The sequence below is a fragment of the Klebsiella sp. I138 genome (assembly GCF_051131765.1).
GTDB lineage: Bacteria > Pseudomonadota > Gammaproteobacteria > Enterobacterales > Enterobacteriaceae > Klebsiella.
The window spans coordinates 3,785,254-3,809,275 of sequence record NZ_CP180447.1 but is presented as its reverse complement, the minus strand read 5'-3'; the positions used below and the strand labels follow the sequence as shown (position 1 = coordinate 3,809,275).

The 24,022-nt window shown below is 55.1% G+C and carries 20 protein-coding genes; 14 read left to right on the top strand and 6 right to left on the bottom strand.

From position 1 onward, the window contains the following. Positions 1–58 precede the first annotated feature (58 nt). Positions 59–2,482: a glycerol-3-phosphate 1-O-acyltransferase PlsB gene (gene plsB, locus ACMYSK_RS17790; RefSeq protein WP_434637399.1), complete on the bottom strand. Its 2,424-nt coding sequence runs from the start codon at positions 2,480–2,482 to the stop codon at positions 59–61. Positions 2,483–2,611: 129 nt separating this feature from the next. Between plsB and ACMYSK_RS17785 the strand changes: the two genes are divergently transcribed. The 4 genes from ACMYSK_RS17785 to ACMYSK_RS17770 all read left to right on the top strand — a co-directional run bounded on the left by ACMYSK_RS17785 (position 2,612) and on the right by ACMYSK_RS17770 (position 5,511). Beyond that, a complete protein-coding gene (locus ACMYSK_RS17785; RefSeq protein ID WP_434637397.1) occupies positions 2,612–2,980 on the top strand; it encodes a diacylglycerol kinase in 369 nt (122 codons plus the stop codon). A gap of 201 nt (positions 2,981–3,181) precedes the next feature. After that, positions 3,182–3,790, top strand: a complete 609-nt coding sequence (lexA, locus tag ACMYSK_RS17780; RefSeq protein ID WP_434637395.1) for a transcriptional repressor LexA — start codon at positions 3,182–3,184, stop codon at positions 3,788–3,790. 68 nt (positions 3,791–3,858) lie between these two features. Then, positions 3,859–5,175, top strand: coding sequence for an MATE family efflux transporter DinF (dinF, locus tag ACMYSK_RS17775; protein WP_434637393.1), 1,317 nt, complete (start codon positions 3,859–3,861; stop codon positions 5,173–5,175). Positions 5,176–5,301: 126 nt separating this feature from the next. Continuing rightward, positions 5,302–5,511 carry a CsbD family protein gene (locus ACMYSK_RS17770; protein ID WP_004856456.1) on the top strand — a complete coding sequence of 70 codons (210 nt, stop codon included), beginning with the start codon at positions 5,302–5,304 and terminating at the stop codon, positions 5,509–5,511. Between the two features lie 92 nt (positions 5,512–5,603). Here the strand turns inward: ACMYSK_RS17770 and zur are convergent, their stop codons facing one another. Continuing rightward, complete coding sequence (zur, locus tag ACMYSK_RS17765) at positions 5,604–6,119, bottom strand: zinc uptake transcriptional repressor Zur (RefSeq protein WP_434637391.1); 516 nt, start codon at positions 6,117–6,119, stop codon at positions 5,604–5,606. Between the two features lie 114 nt (positions 6,120–6,233). On the opposite strand from zur, the gene ACMYSK_RS17760 reads away from it, so the two are divergent. The 3 genes from ACMYSK_RS17760 to pspG all read left to right on the top strand — a co-directional run bounded on the left by ACMYSK_RS17760 (position 6,234) and on the right by pspG (position 8,207). Beyond that, positions 6,234–6,722, top strand: a complete 489-nt coding sequence (locus ACMYSK_RS17760; protein WP_434637389.1) for a cupin domain-containing protein — start codon at positions 6,234–6,236, stop codon at positions 6,720–6,722. Positions 6,723–6,825: 103 nt separating this feature from the next. Continuing rightward, positions 6,826–7,824 carry a tRNA dihydrouridine(20/20a) synthase DusA gene (gene dusA, locus ACMYSK_RS17755; protein ID WP_434637387.1) on the top strand — a complete coding sequence of 333 codons (999 nt, stop codon included), beginning with the start codon at positions 6,826–6,828 and terminating at the stop codon, positions 7,822–7,824. Between the two features lie 140 nt (positions 7,825–7,964). After that, positions 7,965–8,207, top strand: a complete 243-nt coding sequence (gene pspG, locus ACMYSK_RS17750; protein WP_434637385.1) for an envelope stress response protein PspG — start codon at positions 7,965–7,967, stop codon at positions 8,205–8,207. A 414-nt stretch (positions 8,208–8,621) separates the two neighbouring features. Here pspG and ACMYSK_RS17745 read toward each other — a convergent pair whose 3' ends face one another. After that, positions 8,622–9,605, bottom strand: a complete 984-nt coding sequence (locus ACMYSK_RS17745) for a quinone oxidoreductase (protein ID WP_434637383.1) — start codon at positions 9,603–9,605, stop codon at positions 8,622–8,624. A gap of 63 nt (positions 9,606–9,668) precedes the next feature. Here ACMYSK_RS17745 and dnaB point away from each other — a divergent pair, with 63 nt between their 5' ends. The 5 genes from dnaB to ACMYSK_RS17720 all read left to right on the top strand — a co-directional run bounded on the left by dnaB (position 9,669) and on the right by ACMYSK_RS17720 (position 15,250). Next, entirely contained in the window at positions 9,669–11,084 is a 1,416-nt protein-coding gene (dnaB, locus tag ACMYSK_RS17740) for a replicative DNA helicase (RefSeq protein ID WP_434637381.1), read from the top strand. A gap of 79 nt (positions 11,085–11,163) precedes the next feature. After that, a complete protein-coding gene (alr, locus tag ACMYSK_RS17735) occupies positions 11,164–12,243 on the top strand; it encodes an alanine racemase (RefSeq protein WP_434637379.1) in 1,080 nt (359 codons plus the stop codon). A gap of 249 nt (positions 12,244–12,492) precedes the next feature. After that, positions 12,493–13,686 carry an aromatic amino acid transaminase gene (tyrB, locus tag ACMYSK_RS17730; protein WP_434637377.1) on the top strand — a complete coding sequence of 398 codons (1,194 nt, stop codon included), beginning with the start codon at positions 12,493–12,495 and terminating at the stop codon, positions 13,684–13,686. 282 nt (positions 13,687–13,968) lie between these two features. Next, a complete protein-coding gene (aphA, locus tag ACMYSK_RS17725) occupies positions 13,969–14,682 on the top strand; it encodes an acid phosphatase AphA (protein WP_434637374.1) in 714 nt (237 codons plus the stop codon). A 211-nt stretch (positions 14,683–14,893) separates the two neighbouring features. After that, positions 14,894–15,250: an MmcQ/YjbR family DNA-binding protein gene (locus tag ACMYSK_RS17720; RefSeq protein WP_434637371.1), complete on the top strand. Its 357-nt coding sequence runs from the start codon at positions 14,894–14,896 to the stop codon at positions 15,248–15,250. On the opposite strand, the gene uvrA is transcribed toward ACMYSK_RS17720, so the two are convergent. Continuing rightward, positions 15,251–18,076, bottom strand: coding sequence for an excinuclease ABC subunit UvrA (gene uvrA / locus ACMYSK_RS17715; RefSeq protein ID WP_434637368.1), 2,826 nt, complete (start codon positions 18,074–18,076; stop codon positions 15,251–15,253). It lies immediately after the preceding gene. A 252-nt stretch (positions 18,077–18,328) separates the two neighbouring features. Here uvrA and ssb1 point away from each other — a divergent pair, with 252 nt between their 5' ends. After that, on the top strand, positions 18,329–18,859 hold the full coding sequence (gene ssb1, locus ACMYSK_RS17710; RefSeq protein ID WP_434637366.1) for a single-stranded DNA-binding protein SSB1: 531 nt from the start codon (positions 18,329–18,331) through the stop codon (positions 18,857–18,859). A gap of 104 nt (positions 18,860–18,963) precedes the next feature. On the opposite strand, the gene ACMYSK_RS17705 is transcribed toward ssb1, so the two are convergent. Beyond that, the gene (locus ACMYSK_RS17705; protein WP_434637364.1) at positions 18,964–20,631 is read right to left on the bottom strand and encodes a transglycosylase SLT domain-containing protein; all 1,668 of its coding nucleotides are present in this window, start codon (positions 20,629–20,631) and stop codon (positions 18,964–18,966) included. A gap of 700 nt (positions 20,632–21,331) precedes the next feature. Here ACMYSK_RS17705 and ACMYSK_RS17700 point away from each other — a divergent pair. Then, positions 21,332–23,593 carry a TonB-dependent siderophore receptor gene (locus ACMYSK_RS17700; protein WP_434637362.1) on the top strand — a complete coding sequence of 754 codons (2,262 nt, stop codon included), beginning with the start codon at positions 21,332–21,334 and terminating at the stop codon, positions 23,591–23,593. 52 nt (positions 23,594–23,645) lie between these two features. Here ACMYSK_RS17700 and ACMYSK_RS17695 read toward each other — a convergent pair whose 3' ends face one another. After that, positions 23,646–24,011, bottom strand: coding sequence for a helix-turn-helix transcriptional regulator (locus tag ACMYSK_RS17695; protein WP_434637360.1), 366 nt, complete (start codon positions 24,009–24,011; stop codon positions 23,646–23,648). Between the last annotated feature and the right edge of the window lie 11 nt (positions 24,012–24,022).

Here is a 24,022-nt window from a genome sequence, read left to right as displayed (position 1 = left end):
CGCTGTCTGTCCCCGGCTCGCACTGCGCAAGCCGGGGGCAGAATAGTCAGTCTAACCGTTACGCTTCATCCTGGGTGACGCTTTCAATCGTCAAACGCACGTCCGACGTAATCAACGCCGCCAGCATCTGGTAGACCTTCAGCGTCTCTTCCGGCTCAGCATCGCCGGTATCGCTAATATAGCCTTCATCGCGCAGCGTCAGCACTAACGTACTGAATACCGCTTTGTCGAAGAATTCCGGCGCGTTGATACCGTGCAGAACCGACAGACGTTGGGCCACGGTACGGCTCTCTTTCTCCAGCGAACTGCGGTTGATGGACGGGTTCGCGCTCAGCAACCAGAAGGTAATGGCATAACGCTGGAGCGTTTCGCGCGCGCCGGCGGCCAGCAGCTGCAAGGAGCGAGAATGGGACGGGTTGATGCTAATTGTGTCATCGCTCAGGACAATCAGTCCCTGGCGCTGCATTTCCGCCGTCAGGGCATCGATAACGCCGGCCAGCTCTTCTTTTTCCCAACGCAGGAACAGCTCAGCTTTCAGCAGCGGATAGAACATCTCTACGTGATGCAGGACTTCCGCGCGGGTGATACGACGATGCTGGGTGACAATCGCCGCCAGCAGCGACGGCAGCATCAGCATATGGGCGATGTTGTTGCGATAGTAGGTCATCAGCACCGCCTGCTCACGCGGCAGAATGATGATATCGCCGATCGTATCTTTCTCGACCTCGAACTTATTCATCTTCAGCGCGTGGTCAATCAGCTCACTGGCGGAGGCCGTTGGCGTAGTCGCATCCGGGGAATAGGGCACGTTGCGCAGCAGGTCGAGGTAGCACTCCAGCTGTTGCGTCAGCTGTTCGCGAGTCAACGAGCGCTGACGAGAGGCGAGCAGCGCGGTGCAGCACAGGTTCATGGCATTGGCCGCGCCAGCGTTGTTGATGCGCACCATCAGACTGGAGGCAATGTTGTTCACCGTTGGCGTTAGCCACGACGGCCGCACGGCTTCAATCGGATCGATAGACTCACGCCATTCCGGAACATGCTGGTTCAGGTAGGTCATCAGCGGCAGCGGCTCGCCAAAGTTCACATAGCCCTGACCGAGGTTACGCAGTTTGCTCAGACCGCGCAGCATCTGCGGCAGACTCTCTTTTTCTTTCGTCGCGCCGCGCAGCTCTTTGGCGTAGGTACCCACTTCCATTACGTGCTCATAGCCGATGTAGATAGGCACCAGAGTGATAGGACGGGTCCCGCCGCGAAGCATAGCCTGGATGGTCATCGACAAGGTGCCGGTTTTCGGATCCAGCAGGCGGCCGGTACGGGAACGGCCCCCTTCAACGAAGTATTCTACGGAGTAACCCCGGCTGAACAACTCGCCGAGATATTCACGGAACACCGTTGAATAGAGCTTATTGCCCTTAAAGGTACGACGAATAAAGAACGCGCCGCCGCGGCGGAAAATCGGGCCTGCTGGCCAGAAGTTCAGGTTGATACCGGCGGCAATATGCGGTGGCACAAGCCCCTGGTGATACAGCACGTAGGAGAGCAGCAGGTAGTCCATATGGCTGCGGTGGCACGGTACGTACACAATCTCGTGCCCTTCATGGGCCAGCTGACGCACGCGTTCGGCGTTATGGACGTTGATCCCCTGATACAGACGGTTCCAGGTAAACCCGAGCACGCGGTCGGTCAGACGAATCATCTCATAGGAGAAGTTTGCGGCGATCTCTTCCATCAGCGCGATGGCGTTTTGCTGCGCCTTCTCATGGGAGATTTTCTTGCTGCGTGCTTCGTCTTCCACCGCGCGCGCGATGGCTTTTGAGGCCAGCAGCTTATTGAACAGGTCCTGACGCGCCGGCAGGCGCGGGCCGACAGCAGCCAGGCGCTGACGAGCGAAGTGCATGCGCGCGACGCGGGCCAGCTTCTGGGCGATAATTTTATCGGTGCCGTGTTCGGTGGCCATTCTGCGCAGGGAAACCGGCGGTGAGAAACGGACAAAACTGTCGCGCCCCAGCCACAGAACGGCGAAGAACTTCTGAATGCCATTCAGCATGCGCAGCGGCGGGTTCACTTCGCCTTTCTCACGCCCTGGCCTACGACCAAACATCACCGACACTGGCACCATTTGCACGTCCAGGTCAGGATGGTTACGGTGCAGATCCAGGTAGTCGTGGAACAGCTTGATCGACTCTTCTTTCGGCGCATAGTAGGTAAAGACGCGCGGCCCGCCGTGGATAAACACGTAGCGCGGCAGCAGCGCGCCGTCGATTTCCAGCGGTTCAAGCGGGTCGGGTAAATCGTGCTCCAGGCACTGGGCGCGCAGAGTCAGCAGGTCCGCCTTCGAGTTATAAGGCAGGACGTACATAATAGGACGCGAGGTATCCAGCCCTAATTCCTGAGCAGGTTCTGCGGGAATAGACTTGCTTTTTACCAGCACCCGTAATGGTAAATTCAGTAATTTATAGTAAATTCGTTGCCAGCCGGACATAAACGATGTGAAGCCTCTGGTTAATCATGCAAATGCGCGGCAAGAATAACAGAAAGCGCGCAAAATTTCCGTTGCCACGCGGCAAACGCGTGCACTCATTGACGTCATTTACATAAAAAGGTTCTTTTGATGGCCAATAATACCACTGGGTTAACCCGAATCATTAAAGCAGCAGGTTATTCCTGGAAAGGGTTCCGTGCGGCATGGATGAATGAGGCCGCATTTCGTCAAGAAGGCGTCGCCGCCATTATTGCCGTCGCGATCGCCTGCTGGCTGGACGTTGACGCCATCACGCGGGTGCTGCTGATAGGCTCGGTCCTGATAGTGATGATAGTCGAAATTCTTAATAGCGCGATTGAAGCGGTCGTAGACCGTATTGGGCCAGAGCACCACGAACTATCAGGTCGGGCGAAGGACATGGGGTCCGCGGCGGTGCTGCTGGCCATTGCGATCGCGCTGATCACCTGGGCAATCCTGCTGTGGGCCCGCTACCATTAACCGAATTTTGCTGTCCCGACCGGCAGGCTCCACGCGCCCGATGGGGTTTGCGGCCTGCCGGTGGCAATAACCCCTGGCACAATGGGTTATCTGATACGCAAAATGGAAAGAATCTCCTGATTTTTGTGTGAAATTTGATTCCAAAATCACCGTTAGCTGTATATACTCACAGCATAACTGTATATACACCCAGGGGGCGGGATGAAAGCGTTAACGACAAGGCAGCAAGAGGTGTTCGATCTCATTCGGGATCACATCAGCCAGACGGGCATGCCGCCAACGCGTGCGGAAATTGCTCAGCGCTTGGGGTTCCGTTCTCCCAACGCGGCGGAAGAACACCTGAAAGCGCTGGCGCGTAAGGGCGCGATCGAGATTATCTCCGGCGCCTCCCGGGGCATCCGTCTGCTTACGGAAGAAGAACCTGGTCTGCCGTTGATTGGCCGCGTCGCAGCCGGTGAGCCGCTGCTGGCTCAGCAGCATATCGAAGGTCACTTCCAGGTCGATCCGGCGATGTTCAAGCCGAATGCCGACTTTTTGCTGCGGGTTAGCGGTATGTCGATGAAAGATATCGGTATTCTTGATGGCGATCTGCTGGCGGTCCATAAAACTCAGGATGTGCGTAACGGCCAGGTTGTCGTGGCGCGTATTGACGAAGAAGTTACCGTAAAACGCCTTAAAAAGCTGGGTAACATCGTCGAACTCCTGCCAGAAAACAGCGAATTTTCACCGATCGTGGTGAATCTGCGCGAGCAAAACTTCACTATCGAAGGGCTGGCCGTTGGCGTTATTCGCAACGGTGAGTGGCTGTAACACCTTCTCCCCGCAGCATCATCTGATGCATGATGCTGCGCAGTCTTCCCCCGGTCAGGCTCTTTCTCATGTTCTTTAACGCCGCTGATAAGGCCCTGTGGCGCCTGGCGCTACCCATGATTTTCTCCAATATCACCGTCCCGCTGCTGGGGTTGGTCGATACCGCCGTAATTGGTCACCTCGATAGCCCGGTTTACCTCGGTGGTGTTGCGGTCGGCGCGACGGCCACCAGTTTTCTCTTCATGCTGCTGCTTTTTCTGCGCATGAGCACCACCGGACTGACGGCACAGGCCTTTGGCGCAAAAGATCCTCTTCGCCTGGCGAGGGCGCTGGTGCAGCCGCTGGGGCTGGCATTAGGGGCCGGCCTGCTGATTGTGCTTTTCAGAACCCCACTTATCGATTTGGCGTTGCATATTGTTGGCGGCAATGAAGCGGTGCTGGAACAGGCCCGGCGCTTTCTCAAAATTCGCTGGCTGAGCGCGCCGGCGTCGCTGGCAAACCTGGTGCTGCTCGGCTGGCTGCTGGGTGTGCAGTACGCCAGGGCGCCGGTGATTCTGCTGATCGTCGGCAATCTGCTGAATATCGTGCTCGACCTGTGGCTGGTGATGGGTCTGCACATGAACGTGCAGGGTGCTGCGCTGGCGACGGTGACCGCCGAATATGTCACCTTTATCATCGGGCTGCTGATGGCAAAACGCGTACTGACGCTGCGCGGGGTGTCATTGGCCATGCTGAAATGCGCCTGGCGCGGGGATGTGCGTCGGCTGCTGGCGTTAAACCGCGATATCATGCTGCGCTCTCTGCTGCTCCAGCTCTGCTTTGGCGCGGTGACCGTCTTTGGCGCTCGCCTCGGCGGCGAGATCGTTGCCGTCAATGCGCTTCTGATGACCATGCTGACCTTCACCGCCTACGCGCTGGATGGTTTTGCCTATGCCGTAGAAGCTCACTCCGGGCAGGCGTACGGCGCGCGTAATGGGAGTCAGCTGCTTGACGTCTGGCGGGCGGCCTGTCGGCAATCGGGAATAGTGGCGCTGGCGTTTGCGGTGACCTATGCCGTTGCGGGGCAGCAGATTATTGCCCTGTTGACCTCGCTGCCGTCGCTCCAGCAGCTTGCCGATCGCTACCTGATCTGGCAGATGGTTCTGCCGGTGATTGGCGTGTGGTGCTATTTGCTGGATGGCATGTTCATCGGTGCGACGCGGGGAGCTGAGATGCGTAACAGCATGGCGATAGCGGCGGCAGGGTTTGCCGTGACGTTGCTGACGCTGCCGGTTCTGGGTAACCACGGGCTTTGGCTGGCGCTGGCGGTCTTTCTTGCACTGCGCGGCCTGTCGCTGGCGGTTATCTGGCGGCGACACTGGCAGCGCGGAACCTGGTTTTCGTAGCGATTTTTAACGTGTAATTGGTTAAAGATTCCGAATAATAAATTCAACCCAGAATTCTTATCTATAGTTAAACCTATGTCCGGCACACGGCGGGCTGTTGACTCACCGAACGATGAGGATTGAATGATGAACAAAGACGAAATCGGCGGTAACTGGAAACAGTTGAAAGGTAAAGCGAAAGAGAAATGGGGTAAGCTTACCGATGATGACATGACGGTCATCGAGGGCAAGCGTGACCAGCTGGTAGGTAAAATCCAGGAGCGTTACGGCTACGCCAAAGATCAGGCTGAGAAAGAAGTGTCTGACTGGGAACGTAAAAACGATCACCGCTGGTAGCGGCGAGTCATAACGCATTAACCCTCTGTTATTACCTGCCCGAACGGTACACGGAGGTACCGACAACCCTGATTCCCGCTGCGGCACCAGCCTCAGCGGGCTTTCTTTTTAATCTGGATCGTATGGTCGTGGTGACAGTGCCCTGGAGTGCTACAGGCTTCGACCTCGACACACCCCGCGCACAGACCGTGCGCCTCAATCACGTTGTGGCGCAACGCAAAGCCCATTCTGGCCGCCAGCGTGTGCATAATATCCTCCACGCCTTCCGCGCACTCTTCTTTGACCACGCCGCAGCGATCGCAGATAAACATCGCGGAACTGTGGGTCGGCTGATCGAAGAGATGGCACAGCACGTAGCTGTTGGTGGACTCCACCTTATGCACAAACCCCTGCTCCAGCAAAAACTCCAGCGCCCGGTAGACCGTCGGTGGCTTCGCCTGTGGCTCTTTGTCACGCAGCAGGTCAAGCAGGTCATATGCGCTAATCGCCCCTTGCTGTAGGCTCATCAGACGCAACACTTCCAGGCGCTGCGGAGTCAGGCGCACGCCGCGCTGTGCGCAGAGCTTTTCAGCGTGCGCTAACATTTCTTGCGAAGTGGTCTTATTCATGAGCATCCTCTGGTTGCGTGAGTCTGAAGTTGTTACTTTATCACGATCCAGGCAAAACGCCGAGAACCGGCGGCTTGTGCTATACCTGATGCATCTCATTTTCGGGAGAAAACGATGAAACGACCTGATTGCATTCGACATTGGCGCGAACTGGAAGGCCCAGATGATGCCTCTTATCCTAACAACCCGGAGCGCTTTTCTATTGGGGCTCCGCTGGCGCGGGGGTTAAGGCTCAACCGGCTGGGTATTCATCATGAACGTTTGCCGCCGGGCCGTCGAACTTCTTATCCCCATGCAGAAAGTGACGAAGAAGAGTTTATCTACGTGCTCGATGGCTACCCTGAGGTCTGGATCAATGGCTATTTGTGGAAGCTTGAGCCGGGCGACAGCGTTGGCTTTCCGGCCGGGACCGGGGTCTGTCATACTTTTTTGAATAACACCGATCAGGAAGTTCGCTTGTTAGTGGTGGGAGAGTCGAACAAAAAATTTAACCGCATTTACTACCCGCTGAATCCAGAGTATGCGGCGACGCGCCAGGACCGCTGGGTCGATCATCCGCCGCAATTTTTCGGCCCACACGACGGCAAACCTCGCCGGCGATAGCCCGTTTATCTGGCGCACGGTACCCATCGCGGTGCTATGCGCCTGTGGTGTATCTTTGTGCTATAGTAGCGCCCCTTTTTACCCGGATGCCTGTTTATTCGCCATGATGCCAGAACCCACTTCTCACGCTTTTGCCGCCCACCGTTTTTCCATCGCACCCATGCTCGACTGGACCGACAGGCACTGCCGCTATTTCCTGCGCCAGCTGTCGCGCCATACGCTGCTGTATACCGAAATGGTGACAACCGGGGCGATTATTCACGGTAAAGGCGACTATCTGGCCTATAGCGAAGAAGAACATCCGCTGGCTCTGCAGCTGGGCGGCAGCGACCCGGCGGCGCTCGCACAGTGTGCGAAACTGGCGGAATCGCGCGGCTATGATGAGATTAACCTCAACGTCGGCTGTCCGTCTGACCGCGTACAAAACGGGATGTTCGGTGCCTGTCTGATGGGTAATGCGCAACTGGTGGCAGACTGCATTAAAGCGATGCGCGACGTGGTGTCGATTCCGGTGACGGTAAAAACCCGTATCGGCATTGATGATCAAGACAGCTATGAATTCCTGTGCGATTTCATCAATACCGTCTCCGGAAACGGCGAGTGTGAGATGTTCATCATCCACGCCCGTAAGGCCTGGCTCTCTGGCCTGAGCCCCAAAGAAAACCGCGAGATCCCACCGCTGGATTATCCTCGGGTTTATCAGCTAAAACGCGACTTTCCGCATCTGACGATGGCCATCAACGGTGGGATCAAATCGCTGGAAGAGGCAAAATTGCACCTGGAGCATATGGATGGCGTGATGGTGGGGCGTGAAGCCTATCAGAATCCTGGGATTTTGACCTCGGTCGACCGGGAGATCTTTGCGGCTGATGGGACTGACAGTGACCCGGTTGCCGTCGTGCGCGCGATGTACCCGTACATCGAACGCGAGCTGAGCAACGGTACCTATCTGGGCCACATTACTCGCCATATGCTGGGCCTGTTCCAGGGGATTCCGGGTGCGCGTCAGTGGCGCCGCTACCTGAGCGAAAATGCGCATAAAGCCGGAGCGGATATTAACGTACTGGAACATGCGCTGAAGCTAGTGGCAGATAAACGTTAATTTTACGCCAAAATTTGGTCAAATACGCCAGGTTCTGTCGCGGCTGATATAAGTTTTTTCATTAAATTCAATGAATTAAACTTGGCACGTTTCTTGTAATACCCGGAGAGTCACTGCGTAATTTCTTTGGGGAGAAGACGATGCTTGAACTCTTATTTGTTATTGGATTTTTTGTCATGTTGCTGGTCACCGGCGTGTCGATGCTGGGTATTCTTGCCGCGATTATCGTCGCGACGGCGCTGATGTTCGTCGGTGGGTTGTTTGCAATGATGATCAAACTGCTGCCATGGCTGCTGTTGGCGGTTGTCGTGGTATGGGTGATTCGGGCGATAAAATCGCCTGCTGACAGCCGTTATCGCGGGAATAACCGTTGGCGTTATTAAGGGAGTGAGTGGTCTGTCACAACCTGAAGAATTTTGCATAAAACGACGTAGGTTTTGCTTATTAAATCTGTCACTATTAGCGCGTTAACGAATTCATCGCGCTGTACCCTACATACAGCCGAACTAAAAAAGTAAGGGCTTCCCATGTGGAAGCCCTAAACTTTTCTGCTCTCCCGTCATACTTCAGACTACAGGGGCGTTGACTACCTCGTTATTCGGCTCATCCATGAGCCTCACCCTTATCAGGGCCGCTGCTGGCAGCGTTCAAATCTGTTCCAGACAGATTTGTCACCCCAGTCACTGACTACTGTCAGCTCCCGGGGATTCGTTCTCTTGCCGCCTGCCTGTAGCCCGAATGATTTAGGGCGAGTCTCCCGTCACACGGCTTCAAAGCGTTCACTCACCTGTTTGCAATTACGGCAGCAGCAGGCTCGACCCTTCGGTGGCGCGGCTTTCGAGGACCTCATGCGCGCGCTGCGCGTCGGTCAGCGGGTATTTCTGGCTGTCCGCTACGTCCACGTTAATCGCGCCGCTGGCAATTAACGAAAACAGCTCGCTACTGGCTGCCGCCAGTTCTTCGCGAGTGGTGATATAGCCTTGCAGGGAAGGGCGGGTGACGTACAGCGAACCTTTCTGATTGAGGATCCCAAGGTTGACGCCGGTCACCGGACCGGAAGAGTTGCCGAAGCTGACCATCAGCCCCCGCCGTTGCAGGCAATCAAGCGATGCTTCCCAGGTATCCTTGCCCACGGAATCATAGACCACATGGACTTTTTTCCCTTCGGTTATCTCTTTTAAACGTTCAACAATATTCTCTTCGCGGTAGTTGATCACCTCCCAGGCGCCGGCCTGCTTTGCTCGCTGCGCTTTTTGCGCATTGCCGACGGTGCCTATCAGTTTGGCGCCCAGCGCCTTCGCCCACTGGCAGGCGATCAGCCCGACGCCACCGGCCGCGGCATGGAACAGGAACGGTTCGCCGGGTTTAATTTCGTAGGTTTTGCGCAGCAGATAGTAGACCGTCAGTCCTTTGAGGAATGATGCCGCCGCTTGTTCAAATGAGATTTCGTCCGGCAAAATGGCGGCTTTATCGGCAACGACATGATGAACCGTACTGTAGGCACCCAGGGCTGACTGTGCGTAGACGACGCGGTCGCCAGCTTTAATATGCCGGACGTTGCGCCCGACTTTCGTCACTACGCCAGCCGCTTCGGTACCCAGGCCGCTTGGTAAAGACGGAGGCGGATAGAGGCCGCTGCGGATGTAGGTATCGATATAGTTGATACCAATCGCTTTATTTTCGACCTGAATTTCGTTGTCCGCCGGATCGCCGGGCGTAAACTCCGCCACCTGTAGAACCTCAGGGCCGCCATGCTTGTTAAATTCGATACGTGTTGCCATGCTTCCTCCTGAACTATGTGGTAACCTTTCGAGCCAATTTCTATAGCGGGAATTCCATTCAATATGGCAGGAAATAAACCCTTCAACAAACCACAGACTGAACCCCGTGAGCGCGATCCGCAGCTCGCCGGGCTGAAAGTCCCGCCGCACTCGATTGAAGCGGAACAGTCGGTGTTGGGCGGTTTAATGCTGGACAACGAACGCTGGGACGATGTCGCCGAGCGCGTTGTGGCGGAAGATTTTTATACCCGTCCGCACCGCCATATCTTTATTGAAATGGCACGTCTGCAGGAGACAGGCAGCCCGATCGATCTGATCACGCTGGCGGAGTCGCTGGAGCGTCAGGGACAGCTGGATAGCGTTGGCGGGTTTGCTTATCTGGCAGAGCTCTCTAAAAATACGCCAAGTGCGGCGAACATTAGCGCCTATGCGGACATCGTGCGCGAACGTGCGGTTGTTCGTGAGATGATCTCGGTGGCGAATGAAATCGCCGAGGCGGGCTTCGATCCGCAGGGACGTACCAGCGAAGATCTGCTCGACCTGGCCGAGTCCCGGGTGTTTAAGATTGCGGAAAGCCGCGCGAATAAAGACGAAGGTCCGCGAAACATCGCCGAAGTTCTTGATGCGACCGTCGCGCGTATCGAGCAGCTGTTCCAGCAACCCCATGACGGCGTCACCGGAGTCAATACCGGCTATGACGATCTGAATAAAAAGACCGCCGGCCTTCAGCCGTCGGATTTGATTATTGTCGCGGCGCGCCCATCGATGGGTAAGACGACATTTGCCATGAACCTCGTCGAAAATGCGGCGATGTTGCAGGATAAACCGGTACTCATTTTCAGTCTTGAAATGCCATCAGAGCAGATCATGATGCGTTCCCTGGCCTCGCTGTCGCGGGTCGATCAGACCCGTATTCGTACCGGGCAACTGGATGATGAGGACTGGGCGCGCATTTCCGGCACCATGGGCATCCTGCTGGAAAAACGCAATATCTATATCGATGACTCTTCCGGCCTGACGCCGACGGAAGTGCGTTCCCGCGCGCGGCGTATCGCCCGCGAACACGGGGGGATCGGGCTTATCATGATCGACTACCTGCAGTTGATGCGCGTACCGTCGCTCTCTGATAACCGTACGCTGGAAATTGCTGAAATCTCCCGTTCGTTGAAGGCGCTGGCAAAGGAGCTTCAGGTTCCGGTGGTTGCACTGTCGCAGCTGAACCGCTCGCTGGAACAACGTGCCGATAAACGCCCGGTTAACTCCGACCTGCGTGAATCGGGCTCCATCGAACAGGATGCCGACTTAATCATGTTTATCTATCGTGATGAGGTTTATCACGAGAACAGTGATTTAAAAGGCATTGCGGAAATTATTATTGGTAAGCAGCGTAACGGACCCATCGGGACGATACGTCTGACCTTTAACGGGCAGTGGTCGCGGTTTGATAATTATGCGGGACCACAGTACGACGACGAATAAATAGCCGTTATCCTTCGCGCCGCAGGTGCGTTGACTGCAACACGAATGATCCAGGCAATCTTTTTATCAAGGAATTCAAATGCAAGCGGCAACTGTTGTTATTAACCGCCGCGCTCTGCGACACAACCTGCAACGTCTGCGTGAACTGGCGCCTGCCAGCAAACTGGTTGCAGTCGTGAAAGCGAACGCTTACGGACACGGTCTTCTTGAGACCGCGCGAACGCTCCCTGATGCCGATGCCTTTGGCGTCGCCCGTCTTGAAGAAGCCCTGCGCCTGCGCGCTGGCGGTATCACGAAGCCTGTCCTGCTGCTGGAAGGTTTCTTTGATGCGGCCGATCTGTCGGTTATTTCCGCGCAGCAACTGCACACAGCGGTGCACAGTCCGGAGCAACTGGAGGCACTGGAGCAGGCTGAGCTGCCTGAGCCGGTCACTGTCTGGATGAAACTGGATACCGGGATGCATCGCCTTGGCGTACTGCCGGAACAGGCGGACGCGTTCTGGCAGCGTCTGAGCCAGTGTAAAAACGTTCGCCAGCCGGTCAATATTGTCAGCCACTTTGCGCGCGCTGATGAACCCGAATGCGGTGCCACCGAACGCCAGCTGGATATTTTCACCACCTTTACCGAAGGCAAACCCGGCCTGCGTTCCATTGCGGCATCGGGCGGGATTTTGCTGTGGCCGCAGTCGCATTTTGACTGGGTTCGCCCGGGTATCATCCTGTACGGCGTATCGCCGCTGGATAGTCCTTCCACCGGCGCAGATTTCGGCTGTCTGCCGGTGATGTCGTTGACGTCGAGCCTGATTGCCGTGCGCGAACATAAAGCGGGTGAGCCGGTGGGCTATGGCGGTACCTGGGTGAGTGAACGTGACACTCGGCTTGGCGTGGTGGCGATGGGCTATGGCGATGGCTATCCGCGTGCGGCGCCCACCGGTACACCGGTACTGGTTAACGGTCGCGAAGTCCCGATTGTGGGTCGTGTCGCGATGGATATGATTTGCGTCGACCTTGGGCCAGAGGCGCAGGATAAGTCCGGCGACCCGGTGGTACTCTGGGGTGAGGGTTTGCCCGTCGAGCGCATCGCCGAACTGACAAAAGTGAGTGCTTACGAACTTATTACCCGCCTGACGTCCAGAGTCTCGATGCAGTACCTGGATTAAGTGCACATCTGGTCGACAGCCACGAGTCCTGATATCCCCGGTGGCGCTGCGCTAGCCGGGGTGACGGCCTGAAGCAGGCGATACCCCGGCGCAGACGCTAACGTTTTAGCCGGGACATTCCCCGGGCGCGGAGAGCCGTGCGATCTTCGCTGACTTTCCGCCAACTATCCACCAACATCCTCTCGATCTTCTTCTGCTTCCGGTTTATTGTGTTATGACCTGCCTCTCGTAAACCCGGAGAAACATCACGTGTTTCAAAAAGTTGACGCCTACGCTGGCGATCCTATTCTCTCCTTGATGGAGCGTTTCAAAGAAGATCCGCGTAGTGACAAAGTAAACCTTAGCATCGGCCTCTATTACAACGAAGACGGGATTATCCCGCAGCTGCAGGCGGTTGCTGAGGCGGAAGCACGCCTTAATGCTCAGCTGCACGGCGCCTCGTTGTATCTGCCGATGGAAGGGCTGAACGCCTATCGCAACGCGATTGCTCCACTGTTGTTCGGCGCTGAACATCCGGCGCTGCTGCAAAATCGCGTTGCCTCTATTCAAACGCTGGGCGGTTCCGGCGCACTGAAAGTGGGTGCCGATTTTCTGAAACGCTACTTCCCGGGGTCTCACGTCTGGGTCAGCGATCCGACCTGGGAAAACCACATCGCCATATTTGAAGGGGCTGGCTTCGAAGTAAGTACTTACCCTTGGTTTGATAACGAGACCAACGGCGTGCGTTTTGAGGCGCTGCTGGAGAAACTGCACACGCTGCCTGAGCGTGATATCGTACTGCTGCATCCGTGCTGTCATAACCCGACTGGGGCCGATCTCAACCACGCCCAGTGGGATCAAATTGCCGATGTGCTGAAGGCGCGTAACCTGATTCCTTTCCTCGATATCGCCTATCAGGGCTTTGGCGCAGGAATGGATGATGATGCCTACGCGATTCGCGCGATTGCCCGCGCCGGCATGCCGATGCTGGTCAGCAACTCCTTCTCAAAAATATTCTCGCTGTACGGTGAGCGCGTAGGCGGCCTGTCGGTCGTGTGCGAAGACGCAGAAACCGCAAACCGCGTGCTGGGGCAGCTGAAGGCGACCGTACGTCGCAACTACTCCAGCCCGCCGAACTTTGGCGCTCAGGTTGTCGCGGCCGTACTGAATGATGCGGAACTGAAAGCCTGCTGGCTGGCGGAAGTGGAAGAGATGCGCACGCGCATTCTGGCGATGCGTCAGGAGCTGGTGAATGTCCTGAAAGAAGCGGTGCCGGGCGTCAATTTTGATTACCTGCTCAAGCAACGTGGGATGTTCAGCTACACCGGATTGAGTGCGGCACAGGTTGACCGTCTGCGTGAAGAGTTTGGTGTGTACCTGATTTCCAGCGGCCGGATGTGCGTGGCGGGTCTGAATTCACGCAATGTGCAGCGCGTGGCGCAGGCGTTCTCTGCGGTTATGTAATCCCCTGACTATTATCTGCCCTTTCCCGTTAAATGGAGAGGGCAGCTCCCTTCCTGAAGTGTGATCATTCTCTTTTTATATGACATTTAAGCAGAAAATCCTTTGCATCGGTGGATGTGGGGGGTAAGGTCATGGTGCATTTATAAGCACCCACATAATTGAAAACTATAACGATTCAATTCTTGATACATCAGGTCATTCAACGGGTGCCGTGGCCCCAGCGCCAGGTTCCTTGTTCCCGGCAAAGAAGCCATTTAATGAATGACGTTTAAAGGGATAACTATGCGCAAGATGACTTTGGCCTTCGGGGCCATCTGCTTATTGTTCACGTTCAACGGCAGCGCCGTGGCTCAGGCTTCCACGCCACAGCCGCTCTCCACCGGTACCAACGTCGCCAGACTGGCTGAGCAGATGCCGGTTCACTGGGTTTCCGTGGCACAGATTGAAAACAGCCTGCTGGGTCGTCAGCCGTTTGCCGTAGGTTTTGATATTGACGATACGGTTCTGTTTTCCAGCCCGGGCTTCTGGCGCGGTCAAAAAACATTTTCACCCGGCAGCGATGCGTACCTGAAAAACCCCGAGTTTTGGGAAAAAATGAATAACGGCTGGGACGAATTCAGTATGCCAAAAGAGGTCGCCCGGCAGCTGATTGCGATGCACGTGAAGCGCGGTGATAGCATTTACTTTGTCACCGGGCGCAGCCCGACCAAAACCGAAACGGTTTCGAAAACGCTACAGGATGATTTTCTGATCCCGGCGGCGAACATGAACCCGGTTATTTTTGCCGGTGACAAACCGGGGCAGAATACGAAAACCCAATGGCTGCAGGAGAAGAATATTAAGGTCTTCTACGGCGATTCTGATAATGACATTTCGGCCGCGCGCGACGCCGGGGCACGCGGCATTCGCGTACTGCGCGCGTCAAACTCATCGTATAAACCGTTGCCGATGGCCGGGGCGCTGGGTGAAGAAGTGATCGTAAATTCTGATTATTAACCCGAGTGTCGGTTAAAACGAGACAGCACAGAAAACGGCAGCCAATAAGCTGCCGTTTTTTTGTACAAAAAACAGGGCGAAGAGGTTTTACCTTTTCGCGTATTGCTGCACACTTAGGAAGATTCATTTGGTTGAGCGAGACAGGTTAGAGGAACAGCGTATTCACGGCGGTTCGCGGCATATCGTCGCGAGGCTCACGGGGGAGTAACAGATGACAATTTCGGAGTTATTGCTGTACTGCATGGCAAAACCGGGCGCGGAGCAAAGCGTGCATAGCGACTGGAAAGCCACGCAGATTAAAGTGTCGGACGTGCTATTTGCGTTAGTGAAGGAAGTGGAGGATATGCGGCCTGCCGTGTCGCTCAAAGCCAGCCCGGAGCTTGCTGAACTGTTGCGGGAACAGCACGTGGACATCAGACCCAGCAAACATCTGAATAAAGCCCACTGGAGTACGGTTTTTCTTGACGGTGCCCTGCCTGATTCACAGATTTACTACCTGGTCGATGCTTCATACCAGCAGGCGGTACGGCTGCTGCCGGAACCAACCCGACAGCAGCTTTTACGGTGATTAACCCAGCAGGGGTTTGAGGAAACGCGCGGTGTGCGAGGCTTCGCACTCGGCCACTGTTTCAGGCGTCCCGGAAACGAGGATTTCACCGCCGCCGCTGCCGCCTTCCGGCCCAAGATCAACGATCCAGTCGGCGGTCTTGATGACATCCAGGTTGTGCTCAATGACCACAATAGTATTGCCCTGATCGCGCAGCTGGTGCAGTACTTCCAGCAGCTGCTGGATATCGGCGAAGTGCAGACCCGTCGTCGGCTCATCGAGAATATACAGCGTCTGGCCGGTGCCGCGTTTCGACAGCTCGCGCGCCAGCTTCACGCGCTGGGCTTCGCCGCCGGAAAGCGTCGTGGCAGACTGACCGAGACGAATGTAGGTCAGACCGACGTCCATCAGCGTTTGCAGCTTACGCGCCAGCGCCGGTACGGCATCGAAGAACTCACGCGCTTCTTCAATGGTCATATCCAGCACTTCATGAATGGTCTTGCCTTTGTACTTAATCTCCAGCGTTTCACGGTTATAGCGCTTGCCTTTGCACTGATCGCAGGGCACGTAGATATCCGGCAAGAAGTGCATTTCGACTTTAATCACACCATCACCCTGGCAGGCTTCACAGCGCCCGCCGCGGACGTTAAAGCTGAAGCGCCCTGGCGTATAGCCGCGTGAACGCGATTCCGGCACGCCGGCAAACAGTTCGCGCACCGGCGTGAAGACGCCAGTATAGGTTGCCGGGTTTGAGCGCGGCGTACGACCAATCGGGCTCTGGTCGATATCGATAACCTTATCGAAGTGTTCCAGCCCCTGCACATCGCGATATGGCGCGGGTTCAACGATGGTCGCGCCATTGAGCTGGCGCTGGGCAATCGGGAACAGCGTATCGTTAATCAGCGTTGATTTACCCGAACCGGAGACGCCGGTAACACAGGTAAACAGGCCGACCGGCAGCGTCAGCGTCACATCTTTCAGGTTGTTGCCGCGAGCGCCGGTGAGCTTGAGCACTTTTTCCGGGTCGGCAGGGACGCGCTGTTTCGGCACTTCAATCTTGCGTTTTCCGCTCATGTATTGCCCGGTCAGGGATTCAGGCACCGCCATGATGTCTTCCAGCGTCCCTTCGGCGACAACCTGGCCACCGTGTACCCCGGCACCTGGGCCGATATCGATCACGTGATCAGCGGCGCGGATGGCGTCTTCATCATGCTCGACGACAATCACCGTATTGCCCAGATTACGCAGATGCACCAGCGTGCCGAGCAGACGTTCGTTATCGCGCTGATGCAGGCCGATGGAAGGCTCGTCCAGAACGTACATTACGCCGACCAGCCCGGCGCCAATCTGGCTCGCCAGACGAATACGCTGGGCTTCACCGCCGGAGAGCGTTTCTGCCGAGCGGGAGAGCGTCAGGTAGTTCAGGCCGACGTTAACGAGGAATTTCAGGCGATCGCCAATCTCTTTCAGCACTTTTTCGGCTATTTGCGCACGCTGGCCGGACAGCTTCAGATTGGTGAAGAAATCCATCGCGTGGCCAATGCTCATGTCAGAGATGGTTGGCAGCGGCGTGTTTTCGACAAATACGTGGCGGGCTTCGCGGCGCAGACGGGTACCGTCACAGCTGGTGCACGGGCGGTTGCTGATGAACTTCGCCAGCTCTTCACGCACCGCGCTGGATTCCGTCTCTTTGTAACGGCGTTCCATATTGTGCAGCACGCCTTCGAACGGGTGGCGGCGTACTGAAGTATCGCCGCGGTCGTTCATGTACTTGAATTCAATGTTCTCTTTACCTGAGCCGTACAAAATGACCTTTTGCACGTCGGCGTTGAGGGTGCCCCACGGCGCCTCGATATCAAACTGGTAATGCTCCGCCAGCGATTTCAGCATCTGGAAGTAGTAGAAGTTACGGCGATCCCAGCCGCGAATGGCCCCACCCGCCAGCGACAGCTCCGCGTTCTGGATAACCCGGTCGGGATCGAAGTATTGCTGAACGCCCAGACCGTCACAGGTCGGGCAGGCGCCCGCCGGGTTGTTGAAAGAAAACAGGCGAGGTTCCAGTTCACGCATGCTGTAGCCGCAAATCGGGCAGGCGAAATTAGCGGAGAACAGCAGCTCTTCCGCTTTCGGATCGTCCATGTTGGCGACAACGGCGGTACCACCGGAAAGATCCAGCGCGGTTTCAAAGGATTCGGCCAGACGCTGGGATAGATCGTCACGCACCTTAAAGCGATCGATAACCACTTCAATGGTGTGTTTCTTTTGCAGCTCCAGCTTGGGCGGATCGGACAGATCGCAAACCTCGCCGTCGATCCTCGCACGGATATAGCCCTGGCTGGCCAGGTTCTCCAGCGTTTTGGTGTGCTCGCCTTTGCGCTCTTTAATGATTGGCGCCAGCAGCATCAGGCGCTGACCTTCCGGCTGGGAGAGCACATTGTCGACCATCTGGCTGACGGTTTGCGCGGCCAGAGGAACATCATGATCCGGGCAGCGTGGCTCACCGACGCGCGCGTAGAGCAGGCGCAGGTAGTCGTGAATTTCGGTGATAGTCCCGACCGTAGAGCGAGGGTTATGAGATGTTGATTTCTGTTCAATGGAAATCGCCGGCGACAGCCCTTCAATGTGATCGACGTCCGGCTTCTCCATCAGCGACAGGAACTGACGCGCATAGGCAGAGAGTGATTCAACGTAGCGACGTTGCCCTTCGGCATACAGCGTGTCGAAAGCCAATGAGGATTTGCCTGACCCCGACAGCCCGGTGACGACAATCAGTTTGTCGCGAGGGATGACGAGGTTGATGTTTTTGAGATTATGGGTGCGGGCGCCCCGAACTTCGATCTTATCCATTCACCTTTCCCGGTAGGTAGATACACGGACTGCCTGGTTTGCATGAAGAACAAACGGCGGAAACGGCTAATTATGGCACAATCCGACCTGTTTGAATATACAGTATTGGAACGCTCATCGGCATGCGCGATGAAAAATGGCAGGGCAATAAGATGTTTACTGGAATCCGCCTCGCAGCTATCAAAATGCACCTTTGTGGTGTTAGAATTACCGGTTTACACTTATTAAGAAACCTATTCAGGAGATTCGATCATGGCCAGCAGAGGCGTAAACAAGGTGATTCTCGTCGGTAATCTGGGGCAGGACCCGGAAGTACGCTACATGCCGAGTGGTGGCGCAGTCGCCAACTTCACGCTGGCGACTTCCGAATCCTGGCGCGATAAGCAGACCGGCGAAATGAAAGAACAGACCGAATGGCACCGCGTTGTGCTGTTTGGCAAGCTGGCTGAAGTCGCTGGTGAATACCTGCGTAAAGGCTCCCAGGTCTACATTGAAGGCCAGCTGCGAACCCGTAAATGGACCGATCAGTCCGGGGCTGAAAAATACACCACGGAGATCGTCGTCAACGTGGGCGGTACCATGCAGATGCTGGGTGGCCGTCAGGGCGGCGGCGCTCCGGCAGCCGGTGGCCAGCAGCAGGGCGGCTGGGGTCAGCCTCAGCAGCCGCAGGGCGGCGGCAACCAGTTCAGCGGCGGCGCACAGTCTCGCCCGCAGCAGCAGTCTGCACCGGCAGCGCCTTCTAACGAACCACCGATGGATTTCGATGACGATATCCCGTTCTAAGGTCTCCCTTAGACACAGTCGTTGATGCATGAAAAAAAGCCCCGTTTTTCGGGGCTTTTTTATATCTGCTGCGAAGCTGTGAAAGTTTCGCGTGCTCTTGTACCTTACTGTGCTGCTGGTGCTGCTGGTGCTGCTGGTGCTGCTGGTGCTGCTGGTGCTGCTGGTGCTGCTGGTGCTGCTGGTGCTGCTGGTGCTGCTGGTGCTGCTGGTGCTGCTGGTGCTGCTGGTGCTGCTGGTGCTGCTGCTGGTTCGGCGGGAGCTGCCGGGCCGCTGGATTGGGCCGTGGCTTTTTGTTTACGCGCCATCTCATCGACGATCAGTCGATAGGCAATATAGTACTTATAGATATTGCTGACGTAGGTTACGGTTTCGGAGCCGATCTTCTCAGCGGCCAGATATTCCACATTGCCAAACCAAATATTGGGGTCAAAACCGCGCTTTTTGGTTTCTGTGCGCAGGCGGGCGATACGGGCTGGTCCGGCGTTATAGGAAGCGAACGAGAAGAGCGCCTTGTCGAGCTGGGTCATCGGTTCGTCGCCATAATACTGGTCGATCATCCAGCGCATATACTTCACCCCGGCATGGATATTTGGGTCCAGCTTGCTGATATCACCGACCTTCAGCTCTTTACCCGTCCGCGGCATCACCTGCATAACGCCGATGGCGCCAACGTGGCTGCGGACCGACTGGTTGAGGCGCGACTCCTGGTACCCCTGAGCCGCCATTAACAGCCAGTCAACGTCATATTTATCGCCGTACTTGCGAAAGATATCCACCATTGCCAGAAACTTGCGCCGTTCCTTTTGTGCGGCGGCATTTTTGACATACTTCGCGTCCTTCAGATAACGCAGCAGGATGGTATTCCCCAGCTTGCTACCCTGGCCGTTAGCCTTCACAAAGCGATTTAACGAGGCGAGAAGCAGGGGGCTGTTCTTGCGTACCGCCCAGCCGATGCTGGCATCTTTGCGCAGGACAATATCCTGATGTACCTGGATTTTTGGGAAAACCTGTTTCCAGAACATAGCTTTATGACGATCGACAACGGTCAGCGGAATCAGGCCGGCGCTCAGCATTTCTATCAGGTCTTCATCTTCGAGGGATTCCGGCGCGGCTTCGATGATAACCGGTGGACGAGATTCTTTCGCAAAGTGGGCGTTCAGTGCGACCAGGCTCTGGTAATAACTTGATGACTGGCGAACAAAGACTTTTTTGCCTGAGAGCTGTTCCAGGCTGGTCACTTCAGGTGAGCCCGGTCCGGAAAGCAGAAGCTCCTGGACGTTGGAATAGAGTGGCATCGTAAAATCTGCCTGCTGCTGACGATCTTCGGTTACCGTAATATTTGCGGCGACAATATCTCCCTTGCCGGCAATGAGTGCGCTGAAGAGTTGGTCGCGAGCGACTGGAACAAAGATTATCCGCACCTTCAGATGGCGGTGTTTGAGCTTCTGTTCCTTCATCAGCTGTTGATTAAGGCTGCGTTCATACTCGATAAAAATGTCATGTGTTGCCCCCCGCTGGGTGCCTTTGTCGATAAAGAAAAAGGTCTTGCTGTAGGTGGTTAACACCCTGATGACTCGTCTGTCGAGCATGCCGGGGAGATCGCCCTGCCAGGGCTGCTGCATCTCTTGCGTATTTAATTCCAGCGTCTCTCGTTCTTCCTGAAGCGGTGGTTTCTTTTCCCCGGCCGCCGCATAAACGGAGCTGGCGAGCAGCAGGGCGGCCAGGCAAGAAAAGCAGGCGATAGCGTATCGTTGAAATGAGAGGATGTTCATGGAGTGATGCTCCGCAGGTGCATCCATTTATTTTAGTCAACTCTTGGGGGTTAGCTTGTTCGTTTACCATGACGACATGAGGGGGGAACATCGCTAGATGTCGCGGGGCAAGCATCCCTGCCTTGCGAAGCAACCCGAATGAATATGCTGCTTGATTCAATGACGAATATTGAAGAGTGACGTCTTCTCTTTTTTATTAATGCTGACTATTATTTTTAAAATGAAATGGAAACGATAAATAATTATGGAGATAATATGGTTGAATAGTGTTTTTTTTATGTTTTTGTGAATGTTGATATTAATTAAATTATTATTACCAATAACAACGCTCGTGGTTTATCCTGTTGTTTTATTTGTTTTATTTGTTTTATTTGTTATATTTCAATCTGTTTCAGCTATTTTACATTATCGGCTTGATAATGAATCTCATTTCTAATAACGTAATAACGCACAATAATCATATCCATGGCTGATCGTAAAACGCTATCTAAGAATAGTGCGGACGCGTATTTTTCATTTTCGACAGGGTGAGATTTTATATTTTGGCCACAAGCTCTTTATATCCCGTTAGTTATTCGGGAGGGCTTTGCTACGCCAAAACCAGGCGTTGAGTTATTCGCATGGAAATGACTACCGCTGTTTATCTGAATGATGAAGGAGTCGCGCCCCGACAGCAAAAAAAGAAAACAGGGCATACTCCATGAAACAATACTCACACTACTCGCTAGCCGTGCTGATTCATATGGCTATCTGGGGCGCGGCATTACCCGCGCAGGCCGCTGACAGCAGCACACAGGAAGACACAAAGGACGCCGATACCGCTGCGGCAAATACCGAAGAGACGATGGTGGTGACTGCCGCCAGGCAGACCTTGCAGGCACCCGGTGTTTCAACGCTCACGGCTGATGACATTCGCAAACACCCGCCGGCTCGCGATATCTCTGAACTGATTCGTACTCAGCCAGGGGTGAACCTTACCGGCAACTCGACCAGCGGCCAGCGCGGTAATAACCGACAAATCGATATCCGCGGCATGGGGCCGGAGAATACGCTGATACTGATCGATGGCAAGCCGGTGACCAGCCGTAACTCGGTACGCTATGGCTGGCGTGGCGATCGTGATACGCGCGGTGACACCGGCTGGGTTCCTGCAGAGATGATCGACCACATTGACGTGATTCGCGGCCCTGCGGCGGCGCGCTATGGCAACGGTGCTATGGGCGGCGTGGTGAATATTATTACCAAACCCGTGAATAACGAATGGCATGGCTCCTGGAATACCTACATGAACGCGCCTCAGCACCGAAAAGAGGGGGCGACAAAGCGAACGAACTTCAGCCTTGAAGGGCTAATGTCGGACAGCGTGAGCTTTAATTTATGGGGCAACCTGAGTAAAACGCAGGCTGATGCCCAGGATATTAACGCCGGCCACGAGGCGGAGCGGACCGGCAGCTACGCGGGATCTTATCCGGCCGGGCGCGAAGGGGTCGTGAATAAAGATATCCACGGTAAGCTACGCTGGGAATTTGCACCCATGCAGGCGCTGGAGTTTGAAACCGGCTATAGCCGCCAGGGCAATCTCTATGCCGGCGATACGCAGAATACCAACACCAGTACGCTGGTGAAAAGTATGTATGGTAAAGAGACCAACCGCATTTACCGTCAGACCTATGGCCTCACCTGGACAGGAGGCTGGGATAACGGCGTCACCAGCAACAGCTATGCACAGTATGAACATACCCGTAACTCCCGCATGAATGAAGGCCTGGCCGGGGGAACCGAGGGTATCTTCTCCAGCAGTGAGTTCTCGGATATCGATCTGGCAGATGTGCTGTTACACAGCGAGGTGAATATTCCGTTTACGCTGGGAGTCGACCAGAATCTGACGCTGGGCACCGAGTGGAACCAGCAGCGGATGAAAGATGGGGTGTCGACCACCCAGTCGCTCTCCTACGGTTCCATCGACGGTATTTCGGCCTCCGGTCGCAGTCCCTACAGCAGTGCCGAGATTTTCTCGCTGTTTACTGAAGACAATATCGCACTCACCGATAGCACGATGCTGACGCCGGCGCTGCGTTTTGACCATCACAGTATCGTCGGCAATAACTGGAGCCCATCGCTTAATCTGTCGCAGGGGCTGAGTGACGACTGGACCCTGAAACTCGGTATTGCCCGCGCCTATAAAGCGCCGAACCTCTATCAGCTTAACCCCAACTATATTCTCTACAGTAACGGCCAAGGATGCTATGCCAGCAGCTCCGCCTGCTATCTGATGGGGAATAGCGATCTGAAGGCTGAGACCAGCGTCAATAAAGAGATTGGTCTGGAATACAAGCATGAAGGCTATCAGGCGGGAATAACCTGGTTCCGTAACGACTACCGCAATAAAATTGAGTCCGGGTATTCAGCGGTCGGTACCGCCAGCAATGGGACGACGAACATCTATCAGTGGGAGAACGTCCCTAAAGCGCTGGTGGAAGGGCTTGAAGGTTCGCTGAACCTGCCGCTGAGTGAAACGGTCAACTGGAGTAATAACCTGACCTGGATGCTGCAAAGTAAGAACAAGACGACCGGCGATCGCCTGTCGGTTATTCCGCAGTTTACCCTTAACTCTACGCTTGGCTGGCAGGTCCGGGACGATGTGTCATTGCAAAGCACCTTTACCTGGTACGGACGGCAGAAACCTAAACGTTTCAATTACAAAGGTGAAGCGGTATCCGGAAGTGAGCTGAACGAGCTTAGCCCGTACAGCATTGTCGGGCTGAGTGCGACCTGGGACGTGAATAAAAACCTGAGTCTGACCAGCGGCGTGGACAATCTTTTTGATATTCGCCACTATCGCGCCGGAAATGCGCAAACGACCGGGAATGCCACCACCGGGGCCTATTTATACGGTGCTGGCGCGGAGACCTATAATGAGTCAGGCAGGACTTTCTATGTCAGTGTAAATACGCATTTCTGATTGTCATTTATCACGCCGGGAATATTAAAGTGTTCCCGGCGTTTTATTCTCATCAGCTACATGGATTATCATGATTTCCCGTCAGGTGCTGGCGAAATTGCGTTGGGGTGACTGCATAATACCTTTTAAATGTACGGTTAAATGCACTGATATCTTCATATCCCGTCATAACACAAATATCGACGATGCGGAAGGCAGGTTGAATCTGCAATAAATCACGGCATAACGACATGCGCTGTCGCCTGATATATTCCATCGGTGACATATTAAAATAATGGCGGAACAGACGGAAAAGATGCCACTCTGAATACCCGGAAAATGCGCTGAGTGCATTGACCGTAAGTTTTTTATCGAGGTTGTTTTTTATCCAACGTACCAGCTCGTTAAGAACGGACTGCTGGATCTCATTTTTACGCATGATTCATGCTC

Excerpts from the sequence above, each read along its gene's own strand:
- plsB (WP_434637399.1), bottom strand. The coding sequence starts at position 2,482 with ATGTCCGGCTGGCAACGAATTTACTATAAATTACTGAATTTACCATTA.
- ACMYSK_RS17785 (WP_434637397.1), top strand. The coding sequence starts at position 2,612 with ATGGCCAATAATACCACTGGGTTAACCCGAATCATTAAAGCAGCAGGT.
- uvrA (WP_434637368.1), bottom strand. The coding sequence starts at position 18,076 with ATGGATAAGATCGAAGTTCGGGGCGCCCGCACCCATAATCTCAAAAAC.
- lexA (WP_434637395.1), top strand. The coding sequence starts at position 3,182 with ATGAAAGCGTTAACGACAAGGCAGCAAGAGGTGTTCGATCTCATTCGG.
- zur (WP_434637391.1), bottom strand. The coding sequence starts at position 6,119 with ATGAATAAGACCACTTCGCAAGAAATGTTAGCGCACGCTGAAAAGCTC.
- ssb1 (WP_434637366.1), top strand. The coding sequence starts at position 18,329 with ATGGCCAGCAGAGGCGTAAACAAGGTGATTCTCGTCGGTAATCTGGGG.
- ACMYSK_RS17745 (WP_434637383.1), bottom strand. The coding sequence starts at position 9,605 with ATGGCAACACGTATCGAATTTAACAAGCATGGCGGCCCTGAGGTTCTA.
- aphA (WP_434637374.1), top strand. The coding sequence starts at position 13,969 with ATGCGCAAGATGACTTTGGCCTTCGGGGCCATCTGCTTATTGTTCACG.
- ACMYSK_RS17770 (WP_004856456.1), top strand. The coding sequence starts at position 5,302 with ATGAACAAAGACGAAATCGGCGGTAACTGGAAACAGTTGAAAGGTAAA.
- ACMYSK_RS17700 (WP_434637362.1), top strand. The coding sequence starts at position 21,332 with ATGAAACAATACTCACACTACTCGCTAGCCGTGCTGATTCATATGGCT.
- pspG (WP_434637385.1), top strand. The coding sequence starts at position 7,965 with ATGCTTGAACTCTTATTTGTTATTGGATTTTTTGTCATGTTGCTGGTC.
- alr (WP_434637379.1), top strand. The coding sequence starts at position 11,164 with ATGCAAGCGGCAACTGTTGTTATTAACCGCCGCGCTCTGCGACACAAC.
- ACMYSK_RS17760 (WP_434637389.1), top strand. The coding sequence starts at position 6,234 with ATGAAACGACCTGATTGCATTCGACATTGGCGCGAACTGGAAGGCCCA.
- dusA (WP_434637387.1), top strand. The coding sequence starts at position 6,826 with ATGATGCCAGAACCCACTTCTCACGCTTTTGCCGCCCACCGTTTTTCC.
- dinF (WP_434637393.1), top strand. The coding sequence starts at position 3,859 with ATGTTCTTTAACGCCGCTGATAAGGCCCTGTGGCGCCTGGCGCTACCC.
- ACMYSK_RS17705 (WP_434637364.1), bottom strand. The coding sequence starts at position 20,631 with ATGAACATCCTCTCATTTCAACGATACGCTATCGCCTGCTTTTCTTGC.
- ACMYSK_RS17695 (WP_434637360.1), bottom strand. The coding sequence starts at position 24,011 with ATGCGTAAAAATGAGATCCAGCAGTCCGTTCTTAACGAGCTGGTACGT.
- ACMYSK_RS17720 (WP_434637371.1), top strand. The coding sequence starts at position 14,894 with ATGACAATTTCGGAGTTATTGCTGTACTGCATGGCAAAACCGGGCGCG.
- dnaB (WP_434637381.1), top strand. The coding sequence starts at position 9,669 with ATGGCAGGAAATAAACCCTTCAACAAACCACAGACTGAACCCCGTGAG.